This window comes from Bacillus sp. GbtcB10 (assembly GCF_019091365.1).
GTDB lineage: Bacteria > Bacillota > Bacilli > Bacillales > Bacillaceae > Bacillus > Bacillus altitudinis.
Genome location: NZ_JAGXJP010000001.1, coordinates 869,808 through 884,953, shown reverse-complemented (window position 1 = coordinate 884,953; position 15,146 = coordinate 869,808). Strand labels below are relative to the sequence as shown.

General features: G+C 41.3%; 15 protein-coding genes. 3 read left to right on the top strand and 12 right to left on the bottom strand.

What is annotated here, in order from left to right; translation table 11 throughout:
* The 8 genes from KVT11_RS04700 to KVT11_RS04665 all read right to left on the bottom strand — a co-directional run bounded on the left by KVT11_RS04700 (window position 1) and on the right by KVT11_RS04665 (window position 8,111).
* Window positions 1–909, bottom strand: coding sequence for a DMT family transporter (locus tag KVT11_RS04700; RefSeq protein WP_081114949.1), 909 nt, complete (start codon window positions 907–909; stop codon window positions 1–3).
* Window positions 910–1,239: 330 nt separating this feature from the next.
* The gene (locus KVT11_RS04695; RefSeq protein ID WP_008343937.1) at window positions 1,240–1,962 is read right to left on the bottom strand and encodes a LutC/YkgG family protein; all 723 of its coding nucleotides are present in this window, start codon (window positions 1,960–1,962) and stop codon (window positions 1,240–1,242) included.
* Window positions 1,959–3,383, bottom strand: coding sequence for a LutB/LldF family L-lactate oxidation iron-sulfur protein (locus tag KVT11_RS04690; protein ID WP_217608984.1), 1,425 nt, complete (start codon window positions 3,381–3,383; stop codon window positions 1,959–1,961). Before KVT11_RS04690 ends, KVT11_RS04695 begins: the two co-directional genes overlap by 4 nt.
* 21 nt (window positions 3,384–3,404) lie before the next feature.
* Entirely contained in the window at window positions 3,405–4,121 is a 717-nt protein-coding gene (locus KVT11_RS04685) for a (Fe-S)-binding protein (protein ID WP_008343939.1), read from the bottom strand.
* 245 nt (window positions 4,122–4,366) lie between these two features.
* Window positions 4,367–5,905: a M48 family metallopeptidase gene (locus tag KVT11_RS04680; RefSeq protein ID WP_223255620.1), complete on the bottom strand. Its 1,539-nt coding sequence runs from the start codon at window positions 5,903–5,905 to the stop codon at window positions 4,367–4,369.
* A gap of 283 nt (window positions 5,906–6,188) precedes the next feature.
* Window positions 6,189–7,040: an SDR family oxidoreductase gene (locus tag KVT11_RS04675; protein ID WP_144610101.1), complete on the bottom strand. Its 852-nt coding sequence runs from the start codon at window positions 7,038–7,040 to the stop codon at window positions 6,189–6,191.
* A gap of 135 nt (window positions 7,041–7,175) precedes the next feature.
* Window positions 7,176–7,589, bottom strand: coding sequence for an Rrf2 family transcriptional regulator (locus tag KVT11_RS04670; RefSeq protein ID WP_076821674.1), 414 nt, complete (start codon window positions 7,587–7,589; stop codon window positions 7,176–7,178).
* 48 nt (window positions 7,590–7,637) lie between these two features.
* Window positions 7,638–8,111 carry a VOC family protein gene (locus tag KVT11_RS04665; protein WP_076821676.1) on the bottom strand — a complete coding sequence of 158 codons (474 nt, stop codon included), beginning with the start codon at window positions 8,109–8,111 and terminating at the stop codon, window positions 7,638–7,640.
* A gap of 159 nt (window positions 8,112–8,270) precedes the next feature.
* On the opposite strand from KVT11_RS04665, the gene KVT11_RS04660 reads away from it, so the two are divergent.
* The gene (locus KVT11_RS04660) at window positions 8,271–8,714 is read left to right on the top strand and encodes a DUF2188 domain-containing protein (RefSeq protein WP_060832353.1); all 444 of its coding nucleotides are present in this window, start codon (window positions 8,271–8,273) and stop codon (window positions 8,712–8,714) included.
* Window positions 8,715–8,742: 28 nt separating this feature from the next.
* Here the strand turns inward: KVT11_RS04660 and ku are convergent, their stop codons facing one another.
* Window positions 8,743–9,591, bottom strand: coding sequence for a non-homologous end joining protein Ku (ku, locus tag KVT11_RS04655; RefSeq protein WP_007499384.1), 849 nt, complete (start codon window positions 9,589–9,591; stop codon window positions 8,743–8,745).
* Between the two features lie 115 nt (window positions 9,592–9,706).
* Here ku and KVT11_RS04650 point away from each other — a divergent pair, with 115 nt between their 5' ends.
* Window positions 9,707–11,572, top strand: coding sequence for a DNA ligase D (locus KVT11_RS04650; protein WP_008343946.1), 1,866 nt, complete (start codon window positions 9,707–9,709; stop codon window positions 11,570–11,572).
* 34 nt (window positions 11,573–11,606) lie between these two features.
* Window positions 11,607–12,302 (top strand): YoaK family protein, encoded by a 696-nt coding sequence (locus KVT11_RS04645; protein ID WP_008343947.1) that lies wholly within the window; start codon window positions 11,607–11,609, stop codon window positions 12,300–12,302.
* A gap of 39 nt (window positions 12,303–12,341) precedes the next feature.
* On the opposite strand, the gene KVT11_RS04640 is transcribed toward KVT11_RS04645, so the two are convergent.
* From KVT11_RS04640 to KVT11_RS04630, 3 genes are all read right to left on the bottom strand, one after another.
* Window positions 12,342–12,563, bottom strand: a complete 222-nt coding sequence (locus KVT11_RS04640; protein WP_008343948.1) for a hypothetical protein — start codon at window positions 12,561–12,563, stop codon at window positions 12,342–12,344.
* A 462-nt stretch (window positions 12,564–13,025) separates the two neighbouring features.
* The gene (locus KVT11_RS04635) at window positions 13,026–14,138 is read right to left on the bottom strand and encodes a response regulator aspartate phosphatase (protein WP_008343950.1); all 1,113 of its coding nucleotides are present in this window, start codon (window positions 14,136–14,138) and stop codon (window positions 13,026–13,028) included.
* A gap of 245 nt (window positions 14,139–14,383) precedes the next feature.
* Window positions 14,384–15,146, bottom strand: a 763-nt coding sequence (locus KVT11_RS04630) for a BclA C-terminal domain-containing protein (protein ID WP_217608983.1), incomplete at its 5' end; no start/stop codon positions are given.

Here is a 15,146-nt window from a genome sequence, read left to right as displayed (position 1 = left end):
TTAACCGGATTTTTTTGTTTTCATCACGATCCCTTGTCGCTGCTGCATCAAAAAGAAAAAGACACCTAAAAGAACAAGAAGACCACCGAACATTTGTAGCAGCGTGACTTTCTCTCCAAGCAGTAAAACAGCGAGTATCGTTGCCCCAACAGGTTCGCCTAGAATACTCATTGAAATAGTTGTCGCATTCACATAGGTTAACAGCCAGTTATTAATCACATGGGACATGGTAGGGATAATGGCGAGCAGTAAGAAAATCCCCCATTCTTTACCCGAATAGCCTACAAAAGGCGTTTGCTGTATAAGGTTAAATAAAATTAAAAAAAGGCCGGCAAAACCAAATACACAAAAACTATAAATCCAATGAGATATCTTTCTCACAGCTTGTTGACCGATTAATAAATAACAAACAACAGCGATTACACTGAAAAAGGATAAAATGTCTCCTATAATGGCGTCTTGGTTATGTCCGATATCCCCCCATCCAATCATGAGCGCACCAACAATCGCCGCACACATTGTGAAAATGGCTGACTTCGTTGTTCGTTCACGAAAAATGAGAAATCCGCCTAATAATGACACCATCGGCTGAAGTGCAATGATGATTGTAGAGCTCGCCACTGTGGTGAGCTTCAATGAGCCGAACCACAAAACAAAATGGAGCCCTAAAAAGAAACCTGACATACATAAGAAAAACCAGTCTCTCCGCTTTAACGAGACAAGCTCTTTTTGACGCGGCAGAATAAAGGGAAGCATCAAAACCGCCGCAAATATCATTCGATACATACTTAAAATAGCAGCAGGCGCACTTGACCACTTCACAATAATGGCCGAAAACGAAATCGCAATGATGGAGATCACAAGCGGCACCGCAATCGACTTCTTTGGAGCATTTGTCTTCATTTCCATTAGCAGCTTCCTTTACATCAGCAGTAGATGAGCTTCTCATCTTGTATGACGTCATCTTACTATGACCATTCGCCTAGAGGCAAGATGAATTTTAAGAATGTTTACATAAAAAAAGCTTTCTTCACGAAAGCCCCAGATTGTTGACAAAGGGCTAAAATGAACTTGATTTTAGCCCTTTGTCTTCTTTTCAGCGTGATAGAAAACCTTTGCAGTCCTAGGAAGGATGAGCATCGGCGCGGAGCGAATTTAACATTCGTGAGCACCGAAGCGCAGGACTGACACCGAATGCGAGGGTTTGCCTACACGCTGAAGCTTTCTTCACGAAAGCCCTCATTCATCATCTATTAATACATACACAGCCCGCACCGGCCCATGAACACCAACGACTAAATTCATTTCAATATCGGCAGAATTACTTGGACCTGATATAAAATGAATGGCGCCTTTCGTCTGCTCTCCTTCTTCTACTAGGCGATGAAGAGCTGAAACAGCATGAATCATCCGCGGGACAATTGTGCTTTTTTCAATACATACGATATACATCATCGGTAAAAAATGAAGTGCTCTCCCTTGACCTTGATGGGAGGAAAGAACAACGGTTCCGGATTCTGCAAGTGTGTAATCGCTGAATACCACTGCATATTTCGCTTGTTCTGCCCGCCTTATATTTTCTTCTCTTGATGTATCTGCATTCCAGCTAGTGACTGAGATTCCTTCTTTCCGCAAGGCTTGAAACATAGGATGACATTCATATTGTGCAAAACGTCTATCGCTCGAAGTCATCACAGGACCTTCTCCATACTCTTTCATCAATAATCGTAACGTTGAGGGTGCTTCTTTTGGCGTTGTTTCTACCACTTTCGTATGAATTTGCTGACATTGCACCTTCAATTGCTCTACCAATTCTTCTTTCGACAGACCTTCATTTGTTTCCCAATTGACTCGATGCTTCCAAACCGGACGCCGAATAGATGCAGGCTTGGAGGAGCTTTTGCCTAATTGTTGCTGGATATGTGCTAAAAATGGATCCCGATGAGAAATGGTTCCTTTCATTGTCGCTCCTCCTTTTGTTTCTTTTTAAACCAATCCCGAAACCTTTCTTTGCTTGGCGCTGGGAGGTCACGAATTTCTGTCCAATTCTTTAAAGGACCCGCACCTTTTGAAATCTGTCCGTTTGAAGCCATACGTTTCAAGAGCACAGGGGCTGCTTTTGTTCCAAATCGATACATTCTAGGAGTGGATGCGCCCATTCCGAACATTTTCATTGCCATCATTTCCGCTTTAGGCGCTCTCCCCTCTTTTTCAACGATGACTTGTCGATGTTTGATTAATAATTCGTGAAGTGGAATTTTCACTGGACAAGCATCTGTACAGGCTACGCACAAACTTGAGGCGAAAGGAAGCTCTTGGTAGTCGTCATATCCTCCAAGTAGCGGCGAAAGAACAGCACCAATCGGACCCGGGTAAATTGATCCGTACGAATGACCGCCAACATGCCGATAAACGGGGCACACATTGATACAGGCTGCACACCGAATACATTGCAAAACTGGCTGAAATTCCGTCCCTAATATATTTGACCGTCCGTTATCCACAATGACCAAATGAAACTCTTCTGGTCCATCGACCTCTCCTTCTCCTTTTGGTCCCACGACAGAGATATAGCTTGTTAACTTTTGACCGACTGCGCTTCTGCACAATAGACCGACAAGGACATCGAGCTCCTCCATCGTTGGTACAAGCCGCTCCATCCCCATGACTGCGATATGTGTCTTTGGAATAGACGTGACAAGATCCGCATTCCCTTCATTCGTCACAAGACAAATCGATCCTGTGTCAGCCACAGCAAAGTTACAGCCCGTCACACCAATATCTGCTTCAAGAAATTTTTCTCGTAACAAAGCTCTTACAAATTTGGTCATTTCTTCAGGAGTCTCTGACATATCATATCCAAGCTTTTCGTGAAAAACTTCCCGTATTTGTTCTTTCGTCATATGAAGGGCTGGTGCCACGATATGTGAAGGTGGTTCATGGTCATCAACTTGAAGAATATATTCTCCAAGATCGCTTTCAACTACCTCGCAGCCAATCTCTTCTAGCGCTTGATTCATTTCAATTTCTTCTGTGACCATTGATTTTGATTTCACGATCTTTTTTGCTGCTTTTTTTTGTGCTACATCTTGAATGTACGCTGATGCCTCTTCCTTTGTTTTTGCAAAAAACACATGACCTCCACGTCTACTCACGCTCTCACTTAATTGATATAAATAGTCATCAAGATGGGCCAGTGTATGCTGCCTGATGTCCTCTCCAAGTTCACGCCACCTTTCCCAGTTTCCAAGCTCTTCACTTGCAGTCATCCGCCTTTTATACAGACGCTCCTGTGCCGAAGAAACAGCTCCTCTCATCACAGCGTCTTCTAATCCTTCGCCGATCCGCTCTTTAAAAGCCTTCTCTCCAATTTTCATACTCATGTGCCGTTCCCCCTCTTAGCTTCAGCGGCTATTCAACACTTCTGCGATATGCATCACTTTGACTGGCTTATGAAGACGATTCAGTCTTCCTCCGATATTGAGCAGACATCCACAATCAGCACCAATGATATATTCAGCGCCTGTCTCCTCTATGCTTTGTACTTTTTCATCGACCATCTGCTCAGAAATGGGTGTCATTTTGATTGAAAAAGCTCCTCCAAATCCGCAGCAATTTTCAGCGCGAGGCAATGGTTCCATCACCAAATCTTTGACATTTGACAACAGTGTGAGAGGCGCTTCCTTAATTCTAAGCAGTCTCGTCATATGGCAGGAGGTATGATAGGTGGCTTTTCCTTTCAAACTCGCACCTACATCTGTTACATGTAATATATCAACAATAAATTCCGTTAATTCATATGTTTTCTCAGCAAGTGCCTGAGCACGGGCGAACCACGCTCGGTCTTCTTTAAAAAGGTGCGGATATTCTAAAAACATGGCCTTACAAGAACCTGATGGTGTGACGACATATTCAGCTGATTCAAAGGCTTTCATCATATTTTTGGCCGCTTTGATTGTTTCTTTTGTATAGCCGCTGTTAAAGGCGGGCTGCCCGCAGCACACTTGTGCTTCAGGTAATTCCACTTCAACACCAAGCCGCTCTAACACCTCAACAGTCGCCTTTCCTACATGTGGCTGCATAGTGTCAATTAAACAGGTGACAAATAAACTGACTCTCATCGGCGAACTTCCTTTCTTTTGCTGCACCTTGATTTATGTCCGGTCATCTGATGACTGAATAATGGACCTTCATTTCATTTTAATCCCAAATTTCTGAAATTTCAACGAACGGATTTGTCTAAAATTTGGACATCATGCTTGTGTGATACATGAAAAAACGCCCTTTTTACAGGGCGTTTGAGAACATTCATGTTTTTATTTCTTCATACTACCGAAGGAAGTGTCGTCTTTCACACAAACCGCCTTCACTTCATGATTTTCTTTATGTGATGAATTCGTTTTTCAAAAGAAGGATGACTTTCACGCCATTCAGATTTTCTTCCGTCATCTCCATCTTCTTCAATCAAATGACTTAATTTTATCAAAGTATTGAGATATAGAGTTTGATTCTCAAGATGGTGAACAGCAAAGCGATCCGCCTGAATCTCAAATAAGCGACTCATTTTCTTTGGCAACCACTCCGTCATAAATATCATGATCAATAACCCTGCTGGGAACAACAAAATATATTGCCACCAACCATTGGCAAGCATCACCTGTCTGGCATAGTACATACTGATTCCCATAAGTAAGGTGACAATCACAGTGAGGTAAATGGTGAAATGCGCATGTTTTAATTTTACATGTCCCATTTCGTGGAATAAGATCGCACGAATTTCCTCTCTATCAAACTTATCTAATAACCCTTCCGTCACATATAGATTGACTTTTCTTCTAAATGGAAGTTGAAATGAATATATCCAGGCATTCACATCATGTTGTGAGTCTTTTTTCACCCATATATTTACCTTTTGGTTCGTTTTATGCTCAATATCTTTGCAAATATTTATGAATTCGTCCGTCCGTAAGATTTCATACTTATTTATCATTTTTTGAATGAATGAGTAACCCATAATAAATAAGATGACTAGGGCGAAATACCAAGCACAAAATAGAAAAAGATGATCCATAACCTTCGCTTGAAACGCCAAAGGCATGACTAAATAAGAGCCGAAATATATCAAGGATAATGTGATAGCACCAAATAAAACGGCTTGCTCCCTAACGTTCAGGAAGAATGAATTCCCTAAAGTGTCTTCATTTTCTCCTACTACATCAGAAGAATCTTTTGTCACATACTCAAATGAATAAGCTGTCAATAAGACTGACAGGAAACTAGGCACAAGTATAGAGAGAATCATACTCAACACATAAGATCCTGTAACAGATAGCACGTATCCCATTAAGAAATAATAATTTAATCCCAAGGGAAGAAAAATGGCTAGAACAAAGGGAATGAATAATGTGAATAGGTTTTTCATCGATTCGTGAAGGTTAAAAAGGAAAAATAACAAAGCGGGCAAAAGAATTCCCATTAAAGTCATGAATGTAACAAATGTAATGCTATGCTTAAAGTTTGTGTTGATCTTAGTTGTTTCTGTTAGATTCGTTAGATTGTATGTAGAAAAGAAGGGATTTTGCGTTACCTGTTCCATCATGATCGTATCATCATGGATAGGTACAAAACCTTTTCTTAGAAAAACCAATGCCTTATCATTCATTATTTTGTCTGTTTCAATCATACTGATTCCATTCGCAGATGGGATCTGTGTGAGATTTATGTTCTTTCCACTTAATTGAAGGGATGCTTCTGAAGGGCCATTGAAAGAACCGTCTTGATAGGTTAATAAAACGTCACCCTGATATAGCGAATGAGCGACGAATACTTTTGGGTTGCTTTCTTTGTTCGAATCAAGTAAAACAAATGGTGAAACAACGGCTGAACGAAAACCGAGTTCAATCATAATGACGATGATTGTGATCATACTGGCAGTCAAATAAGAGAGAAAGGCTTTGCGTAACATGTCATCACATCCTGCTATTTAATAGGATTAAAACAAAATGAATATCTTGAATAATGTATTTCATAATAAAGTAAGCGTCATTCATTTGTTGGAATCATCTCATAAAATTCTAACATCTACATACAAGAATATGTACGACAAAATGGACATTACACCTATATTTTCAAAATAACGGATCAACAAGGATAGAAAAAACGCCCTTTTACAGGGCGTTTTTAATTGTTTAGTTTGACATCATTTCTCGTATTCTATCTTCAATAGGTGTTAAAGAACGGCCTAATAGTTTTTCGAAATCATGGCTTTCGACTGCTAATGCCCCATCGCGAATTCCGCTTTGCATCGCTTTGACAAATGGAACAGCTTCTTTCGGTACACCATTTGACGCTAAAAATTCTCCAAATGTATCTACATCCATGTGCTCTACTTTGATTTCTTTCCCGCTCACTTTGCTGACCATTTGTGCAAGTTCAGTGTGTGTGCGAAGCGGTCCTGACAATTCATAGATTTCCTGATCATGTGCCGGCAGTGTTAACGCATTTGCTGCTGCTTCTGCATAGTCATTTCTTGTTGCCCAGCCGACTTTACCTTCACCAATTGGGCTGATAAACGGCGCTCCGTTCACTGATGCCAGAATCGTATCTTTTTCATTTTCCACATACCAATTGTTTCTTAGAAAAACATGAGGTATGCCAGAGGCCAAAATCGCTTCTTCTGTTTTTGCATGGTCATGTGCTAGGTTAAGCTGACTTTCTCTTGCATTGACAACACTTGTATAAGCAATAAATGACACATTCGCTGCTTTCGTTGCTTGGATGGCATTGATATGCTGCTTCACGCGGTCTCCATCCCCAGACGAAATGATCAAAAGGCGATCAATCCCTTGAAACGCTGATTGAAGTGTATCCGGCTGTGTGAAGTCTCCCTTGCGCACATCCACCCCAGCTTCCTTTAGATGGACTGCTTTTTGCGGATCTCGAACACTGACCGCCAATTGTTCAGCTGGTACTTTTGCGAGCAAATGTTTGACGACGAGCGATCCAAGTTGTCCTGTTGCACCTGTCACTAATAATGTCATTGATTTGACCTCCTCATTTTTCGTTCAACGGTGATGTTTCATGTATGAAGCAGCTGGTTTCTTGCATCAGATCATTCGTTATAATCAAAATGGTTACAACAAAGGGGTAAAAAAAGCTCTATGTATGAGCTTTTTCTACTCCGCCTCGATTAATAATTGCTTAATTGTCACTTGTTTAAGATGATGCTCAAGTGCGGACTGTGCTTCTTTAAGTTCTTGCCGCAGTCTCGTATCCATGGCTTGACCAATTGGACATGCAATGACTGGTTGATGAAAGTTAAATAACTCTTCATTTGCGCTTACATCCACAGCCCGGTACACATCTAGTAGAGTAATGTCCTCTGCCGGCCTTTTTAAGGAAGCACCGCCAACTCCTCGGCGAATCTCAATGAGATCCGCCTTTTTGAGCATAGCCATCATTTTTCTGATAATGACTGGATTCGAATTGACACTTTCTGCAATAAAATCCCCTGTGCACTCTTTTGAAACACCCGCAATAAAAGACAAGATATGAACAGCAATGGTATACCTGCTGCTAATTTGTTTCACATTCCTTCACCACCGTTGTAATCAATATAGTTACAATGAGCGGTTTTGTCAATCAATAAACGGATGTTTCTTTCTTTCCCAATCTTCAAATGTCATCATCTCATGATTTTCTCCTGCATCAATTTCAAGCGGTGCTATGCATTCAAGCAAATTGCCATCTGGGTCAAGAAAGTAAATGGCAGCATGAAATTGTGGTGGATTATCAAGAACTAAAGGCTGCTGCTCTTCCGAAAAACCAAACATCGGATGAATGCTGATCCCTTTTTCTATCAGCCATTCTTTGATCTGCTCAATGCTGGATGTTTCTATTTGGAACGCAACATGTCGAGTGGCTGGATGATATGGAATAGTGGATATATCAGCCTTCCATAAGCCAAGCCAGCTCTTTCCTTTCTCAATCCATAGAAAAGCCACTCGTTCATTTTCATGAGCAAGTGTTAATTCCAATTTTTCATAAAAAGAAATGGATGCCTTCAAATCACTCACAGGTAAATGTGCTTCATACAAGCCTTTCATCATCATTTCAATCACTCCTTTACTATCTTCTATTGTGCAGGAATTGAAAACATTCTTCCTCAGCAAAACGATGTATTTCAACCAAGCCATTGGATTGAGATGGTTAAATGTTTGATCCATTGCATATGGGGGAAGGTGTTCAAATAAAAGAAAGGAGCGTTCAATATGCCTTGGACAATGGAAGATTATCCAGCTTCATTCCAATCACTAGACAAAGTCATTCGAAAAAAAGCACTTGAGATTTCCAACAAAATGGTGCAGGAAGGCTATGAAGAAGGTAGAGCGATTCCAATTGCGATCAATCAAGCGAAAGAGTGGAAAAAGAATGCGACGGAAAAAGAAATGGAGGACTTTCACTCTCATGGTTCTGTGACTCCTTCTAAGAAAAGCAGCTCTGCACGACCTGAGCTCATGGATCATGCGCAGCATGTCGTGAAACATGATGAAGGCTGGGCGGTTCAAACTGAAAAAGCGAAGCGTGCAAGTGAGGTAAAAGAAACGAAACAGGAAGCCATCGACCGCGCGAAAGAGATTTCATCTAAAAAAGGAACAGCAGTTGTCATCCACCGAACAGACGGGACGATTCAGGATGTGGTGAAGCCAAAATAAGACCGCCCTTTGGGGAGCGGTCTTTTCTTTATGCATTCTTTTCTTTTTTAGCGGGTGCTTTTCTTTTCTTAGGTGCTGCTTTTTTCGTTTTTTCTGGTTTTGATCGATCGATAGAAGCCTGCAAAGCGGCCATCAAATCAGTGACATTGGATGAAGCCTCTTTTTTACCTGTCGTTGCTGGTTGAACGGTATGTTCTCCAGAAATTTTGTCTCCAATGACATTCATCAGCTGCTCTCTGTATTCATCGCGATAAGCGGCTGGATCGAATGTGGTGGTCAGCTGCTCAATTAAAAGGAGTGCTGTATCTAACTCTTTCTTCACGATGTTTTCCTCTTGCGGGATATTGGGGACGTCTGATACTTGCCTAATTTCGTCAGGGAAATGAATGGTTTCCATTAGTAAAATATGTTCGTAGCACCTAACAATCGCTAATTGCTCCTTTGAGCGAATCATGATCTTGGCTACACCGATTTTCCCTGATTCTTGCAACGCTTTTCTTAATAATGAATAAGCCTTTGCTCCGCCGGTATCTGGAGATAGAAAATAACTTCTTTCATAATAGATGGGGTCGATTTCTTCTATCTTCACAAAATCAATGATTTCGACGGCTTTTTCTTCATTTTCTTTTCTCAACCTTTCGAGTTCTTCCTCATCCAATTCAATGAATTTATTTTTGGCATACTCGTACGCTTTTACAATTTGCTCTGGCGCTACCTCCTCGCCGCAGTTAGCACAAACCTTTTTGTAGTTAATTGGCGTATGGCATTCTTTATGAAGCTGTCTTAATTTAATATCTTTGTTTTCTGTAGCGGTAAACAGCTTGACTGGAATATTCACCAGTCCGAAGCTAATGCCGCCCTTCCATACTGTATGCATCGTAACGCCTCCGTTCTTTTCTCCTTACTATGTAATGTTTTCATCAGAGTTATGTATGTTTATGAAAATTTCATCCCACCATAAGAACACATGATGTAAGGAAGTGAAAAACACAATGAAACCGATGCGTTTAACGTCTGCACATGATATTCCTGTTGGAGCAGACTGGCTGTATGAATTAAAATATGACGGCTTTAGGGCCATTCTTATTTGGGAAATAGACACCATCCATTTAGAGAGCAGAGCGGGAAAACGATTAAACAAACAATTTCCTGAAGTCATTGATCAGTGCCAGCAACTAACAAAGCAGCTTGCACCTTTTTTACCGCTGACCCTAGATGGAGAATTGGTCTTTTTACTGAGTGAACAAGAAAGCGACTTTACAAAGGTTCAGCAAAGAGGCCGCCTGAAAAACACAGAAACCATTCAACGCCAGGCTAAGCGGTTTCCATGTCATTTGATTGCATTTGATCTATTGAGATGCAAAGGGAAATCCCTCGTTGATTTACCGCTGATTGAAAGAAAAGCTGAGCTGCATGAGGTGTTCCAAGCAGCAAATCTTCCTCCCTCCGTTCAGCTGAATCACCCCTCTCTTCTTCAAATCATCCAAACCGATAGCAGCCCTGATGACATGAAAAAAATCATGCTGACATATTTAGCGGAAGGATTAGTTGCTAAAAAGAAGATGAGTAAATGGCAGGAACATACCCGATCGAAAGAATGGCTCAAAATCAAAAATTGGCGGTATGTATCTGTCATCGTGACTCGTTTTGATAAAGACAATGGCTATTTTCAAGGATGTCTTTATCAAGAAACGAATCTCATAGAGGTTGTCCAATTTAAGCATGGTTTTTCTAAAGAAGAAGAACAAACCCTGCGTACCTTATTTCTAACCAAAGGTCAAATGACTGAAGCATCACATTATGAAATCCCACCATCCATTGTCGCAAAGATTGCCTGTATCTCTTTTGATGGATCAGCCTTACGAGAGCCCCGGTTTTCTTCGTTTTTATTCGATGCAGATCCAGCAACGTGTACCTTTCAACACATGCTCAAACAACTTTATCCACTCCCAGCTATGATTGATATCACCCACCCAGAGAAACCGGTTGTACCTGCCCTTCATATCACAAAGGCAGATTACTTACTTTATTTGAGGCAAGCCGCTTCCTGTTTATTACCTTTTTTACGTGAAAGACGTCTTACGTTAATACGCTTTCCTCATGGCACTGGTGGAGAATCTTTTTATCAAAAGGCAACGCCCGATTATGCGCCTGATTTTGTTGAGACAGATCAAGCGCACGATATGTCTTACACAATCTGTAATGATCCTAATACGTTGCTTTGGCTTGGTAACCAGCTGGCGATGGAATTTCATATTCCTTTTGAAACGAGAGATACAGATCGGCCTGTAGAAATTGTATTTGATTTAGATCCGCCTTCTGTTAAAGAGTTTCACCTAGCAATAGAAGCAGCCAAACGAATCAAGGCCATTTTAGATGGACTCTTTCTCACCGCATTTATTAAAACAAGTGGTGGGAAAGGGCTACAAGTTTATATCCCATTGAAGAAAAATGCCTTCACATATGAACAAACTAGACAATTCACTGCGTTCATCTGCCAATTTTTATGCGAACAAGCACCCGAGCTGTTTACGCTAGAGCGTCTAAAGAAAAACCGCGGCAACCGTTTATATTTAGACTACCTTCAACATGATGCTGGAAAAACAATCATCGCCCCGTATTCCCCGAGAGGAAACGAGCTCGGACTTGTTGCAACACCGATTGAATGGGAAGAATTAAATAGCGAAGAATGTCACCCTTCTTTATTTACGATGCCGGCTGTTATAAAACGTCTAAAGGAAAAAGGCGATCCATTCCGGAAAATGAGGCACCATGTGAATGATGATTCTTTTCGACAAGTTTTATATCAGCTGCAGGACATATTACCAGCTCATAAAATGGACACACGCGGTCATTAAGCGTTACACTTATTCATTAGAGAGGAAGAAAGGGATGACCATTTTGACCGCACACTCAATACGAAACATTGCACTGATGTTCTTATGTCTTACCGCAGGAATAGTGGATGTTATTGGCTATTTAAGCCTGGGGCATGTGTTTACAGCAAATATGACGGGAAATATTGTACTGCTTGGCATTGCAGCAGGCAGTTCATTGCAGTTAACCGCTCTTCATTCCATCACGGCACTTAGCGGATTTGTTCTAGGTGTTTTACTAGCTGTTGTCATAGGTGGAAAACAAGAAAAAACATTTTGGCCAAAAGCCGTTACACGCATCTTTATCATAGAAGTCATCATCTTGCTTCTATTTGCTCTTATGACCATTTTTCCTTATACGCAAGGTGCTTATTTTATGCTGATTATCCTTTTAAGTATGGCGATGGGCATGCAAACGGCGGCCGCACGCAAATTAAATGTCGCTGGCATTTCTACAACAGTTTTAACGAGTACACTTGCTAACTTATTTGAAGATTTGGCGCAACGCTTATCAAATCGGGAAAAAAGAAAAGCCCCTATTCAGCATGTGAGCTTGCTGCGAATCGGTTCTATTGTCTTTTACTGCCTAGGTGCTGCTTTAGCTGCGTATACAGATGCTTACGATCCGTTTATCATCATTTGGCTGCCTATTTGCATCCTAGGGGTTATTGTGATCACAGCTACATTTAAGCACTTTCACCAATTGAAATAGCCAATCTTAGATGGCTATTTCAATCACTGTGATGAAACATTAATAACTTCTTACATAAAAACCAGGAGGACGCCCCATAATGAATGTGGAGCCATATGGAGAATATCCAGAAAACGTCCCGAACCCTCCATATCCAGGGTAACCTCCTAAGCCCGAGAACACGCCAGGGCTCACATAATACCCGCCAAAGCCAATATGAGGTCCCACTGCTCCGCCGCTAAAACCGCCGCCATGAAAGCCTCCATACACCCGTGGATCCATACAATCACCTGCCTTCAACTTACACTTCATCTCATCATATGCGTGACAAATGGAGCGGTGTTCCCTCTTTTGTAACAATTTCTATGTACTATAGACCAATTTGATGAAATTTGAATGAAAAGTCCTGCAAAAAATTAAATTAAGCAAAGAAAGGTGACCTTTTTAACTTGTTGCTCTGCCCTATGTTTATTTAGAATAATGGAGCAGGTAACAAATTTGCACACCCCCTTTGTTGCGAATTCTTCTTATTAAACGTTCTTGCAGCGTTTAATAAGAAGAGCCTATTTTCACCCATATAAAAAACCCTTGCTGATGATCATCAACAAGGGCGAGATATGATTGGGTGATTAACCACCAATGATTTTTTCTGCTACTTCGAAAGAACCCGCTACATTTTCAGTTAAAACAGCCGCAGCGACCGCTAAACCCACAACGAATAATACTTTTAATCCTGTTTTCATCTTATATCAACCCCATTCTTTTCATATGTAAATCCGCTTCTAAACTTTTATTCAAGTAAAAAACAGACTGCTCATAAAGTGCTTGCTTTTCACAATACTTTGCAGCAAAGTGAGAAAGCTCTTTCACTTCATGATATTCATTCTTTTCTTCTAACTTTCTTAATTTCTCATTAATTTGCTGAAATCTTTGTGGCACATTCGTTAAGTAAAGATCATGTACGATGCCTATTTTGAGCTGAAACACTTCATGAGAAGCATCTTTTATTCGTGCATATGCAGCCTCTATATACTGGCTTGCGCGCTGCTTTTCACCAATCACACAGAGTTCCCGGCTGATCAGATACGTAGAATGGAAAAAGAAATCTGAATCATAATACTCTTGATGAGACAATGCTTTTTCAAGATGGCTGATGGATTCTTTCGGTTTATTCCAAAATGAATATAAAATGGCCACATTATGATGGTGCTGAGCCAGCATAAAATCATCCTGTTCGCTCGTCAACACCTCTTCCGCCAAACGATAATTCTCAAGCGCTTCTTCGTACCTGCCAATCTCTGTAAGGTTGGCTGCAATAAGAGAATATGAAAGTGCAGTTCTTCTTTCATATTGCTTGTGACGTTTATAGACGTGTAGAGCCCTGCGAATATAACTTAATGAAAGCATAATATGACTCAGGCGATAGTAAAGCCACGCGACCTTAAAATCGAAATCAGCGCGTTCAATTTCACTCGGAATTTTATCTAAGAGCTTTTCCGCACTTTGATACATCTGTAATGCAACCTCATAATTCCCCTGATGCTGTTCATACACACCCTCATAAAAATCAAAATAATAAGCAAGGCGATTAGACAAATCATCATCTTTTTTCCCATAATGGCCTTCTATACTTTTCGTTGAAACATTGCCTTTTTGCCCTCTTAAATTGTACATCAGAATATGATGCCTTTTCTCTAGAAGAGAATAATACATGAGGATGTCAGCATCATCAATTTCCTCTACTGCCTGTTTCGCTTTAGCAAATAGCCGTTCTGCCTCATCTGCATGATCTTTTTTGATTTCCATGTTCCAGTCATTTAATAGTGATGCCAATTCCGCCACAGGAACTTTGCTCATTCTACACCCCCAATCACCTTCAGCTACACCACATGATTTCACTAAATATGGAACTTCTATTAGCAATTGCTAATTAGTCCATTTGACATCATTTTAATATGAATCACTTGAATCTTCAATAACCGATTCCTTCGTTATTGCGTTTCTTTCTCCTAGTCAATGATGCATACACTAAAAATTCCGTCTTTTTTCTATTAAAGGACACGGTTGAATTGAAAAAAAAGCCCTTATTGGGCTTTTTGGATTTATTCCAATCTGATAATGGTTAATGCCGCTCCAACAGATCCCCCGCCAAGTAATACTACGGTTGCGACTAAACCGAATATTTGAAGAGAAATTTGATTCCCTGCTGCAAGTGTTGTAATGAGAGATACGTTGTAGGTAGATGTAGATAAAGCGGGTGATAAAATAGACCCTGCTATGGGTGTTCCGTTGTTAATTACCCTTGCTCCTGCAAGCAGTGAAGCGTTTGTGTTTATTTGATACGTGATGAAATACCTCCCTGAAACAGGTACAGTAAACACCGTATTCCCACCACTTACAGTAAATCCATCTAAACTTTGGTTATTAGGCAGCGTCACTGCCGTTCCGCCTAAAACAACCAGCACCGTACTTCCCGACGTATTGGATGCGTACATCGAGTTAGTTGTTAAACTAGTACCGGTTGGACCTGTGTCACCTGTGGCTCCGGTTGAACCAGTTACTCCCGTTGGACCTGTGGCACCAGTTGTGCCCGTTGCACCGGTTGAACCCGTGGCTCCAGTCGGGCCGGTTATTCCTGTTGAACCCGTGGCTCCCGTTGGACCCGTGACTCCGGTTGAACCCGTGGCTCCCGTTGGGCCAGTTACTCCCGTTGGACCCGTGGCTCCCGTTGGGCCAGTTACTCCGGTTGAACCCGTTGCACCGGTTGAACCCGTGGCTCCAGTCGGGCCGGTTATTCCTGTTGAACCCGTGGCTCCCGTTGGACCAGTTATTCCTGTTGAACCTGTGGCCCCGGTTGGACCGGTT

Coding starts and splice junctions, on each gene's coding strand:
- KVT11_RS04665 (WP_076821676.1), bottom strand. CDS start 8,111: ATGATGATGAAAGGCTTGTATGAAGCACATTTACCTGTGAGTGATTTG.
- KVT11_RS04675 (WP_144610101.1), bottom strand. CDS start 7,040: ATGACATTATTAGTGACAGGTGCAACAGGACAACTTGGATCGCTCGTC.
- KVT11_RS04680 (WP_223255620.1), bottom strand. CDS start 5,905: ATGATTGAACTCGGTTTTCGTTCAGCCGTTGTTTCACCATTTGTTTTA.
- KVT11_RS04685 (WP_008343939.1), bottom strand. CDS start 4,121: ATGAGAGTCAGTTTATTTGTCACCTGTTTAATTGACACTATGCAGCCA.
- ku (WP_007499384.1), bottom strand. CDS start 9,591: ATGCATACAGTATGGAAGGGCGGCATTAGCTTCGGACTGGTGAATATT.
- KVT11_RS04640 (WP_008343948.1), bottom strand. CDS start 12,563: ATGGATCCACGGGTGTATGGAGGCTTTCATGGCGGCGGTTTTAGCGGC.
- KVT11_RS04635 (WP_008343950.1), bottom strand. CDS start 14,138: ATGAGCAAAGTTCCTGTGGCGGAATTGGCATCACTATTAAATGACTGG.
- KVT11_RS04700 (WP_081114949.1), bottom strand. CDS start 909: ATGGAAATGAAGACAAATGCTCCAAAGAAGTCGATTGCGGTGCCGCTT.
- KVT11_RS04645 (WP_008343947.1), top strand. CDS start 11,607: ATGACCATTTTGACCGCACACTCAATACGAAACATTGCACTGATGTTC.
- KVT11_RS04660 (WP_060832353.1), top strand. CDS start 8,271: ATGCCTTGGACAATGGAAGATTATCCAGCTTCATTCCAATCACTAGAC.
- KVT11_RS04690 (WP_217608984.1), bottom strand. CDS start 3,383: ATGAGTATGAAAATTGGAGAGAAGGCTTTTAAAGAGCGGATCGGCGAA.
- KVT11_RS04650 (WP_008343946.1), top strand. CDS start 9,707: ATGAAACCGATGCGTTTAACGTCTGCACATGATATTCCTGTTGGAGCA.
- KVT11_RS04695 (WP_008343937.1), bottom strand. CDS start 1,962: ATGAAAGGAACCATTTCTCATCGGGATCCATTTTTAGCACATATCCAG.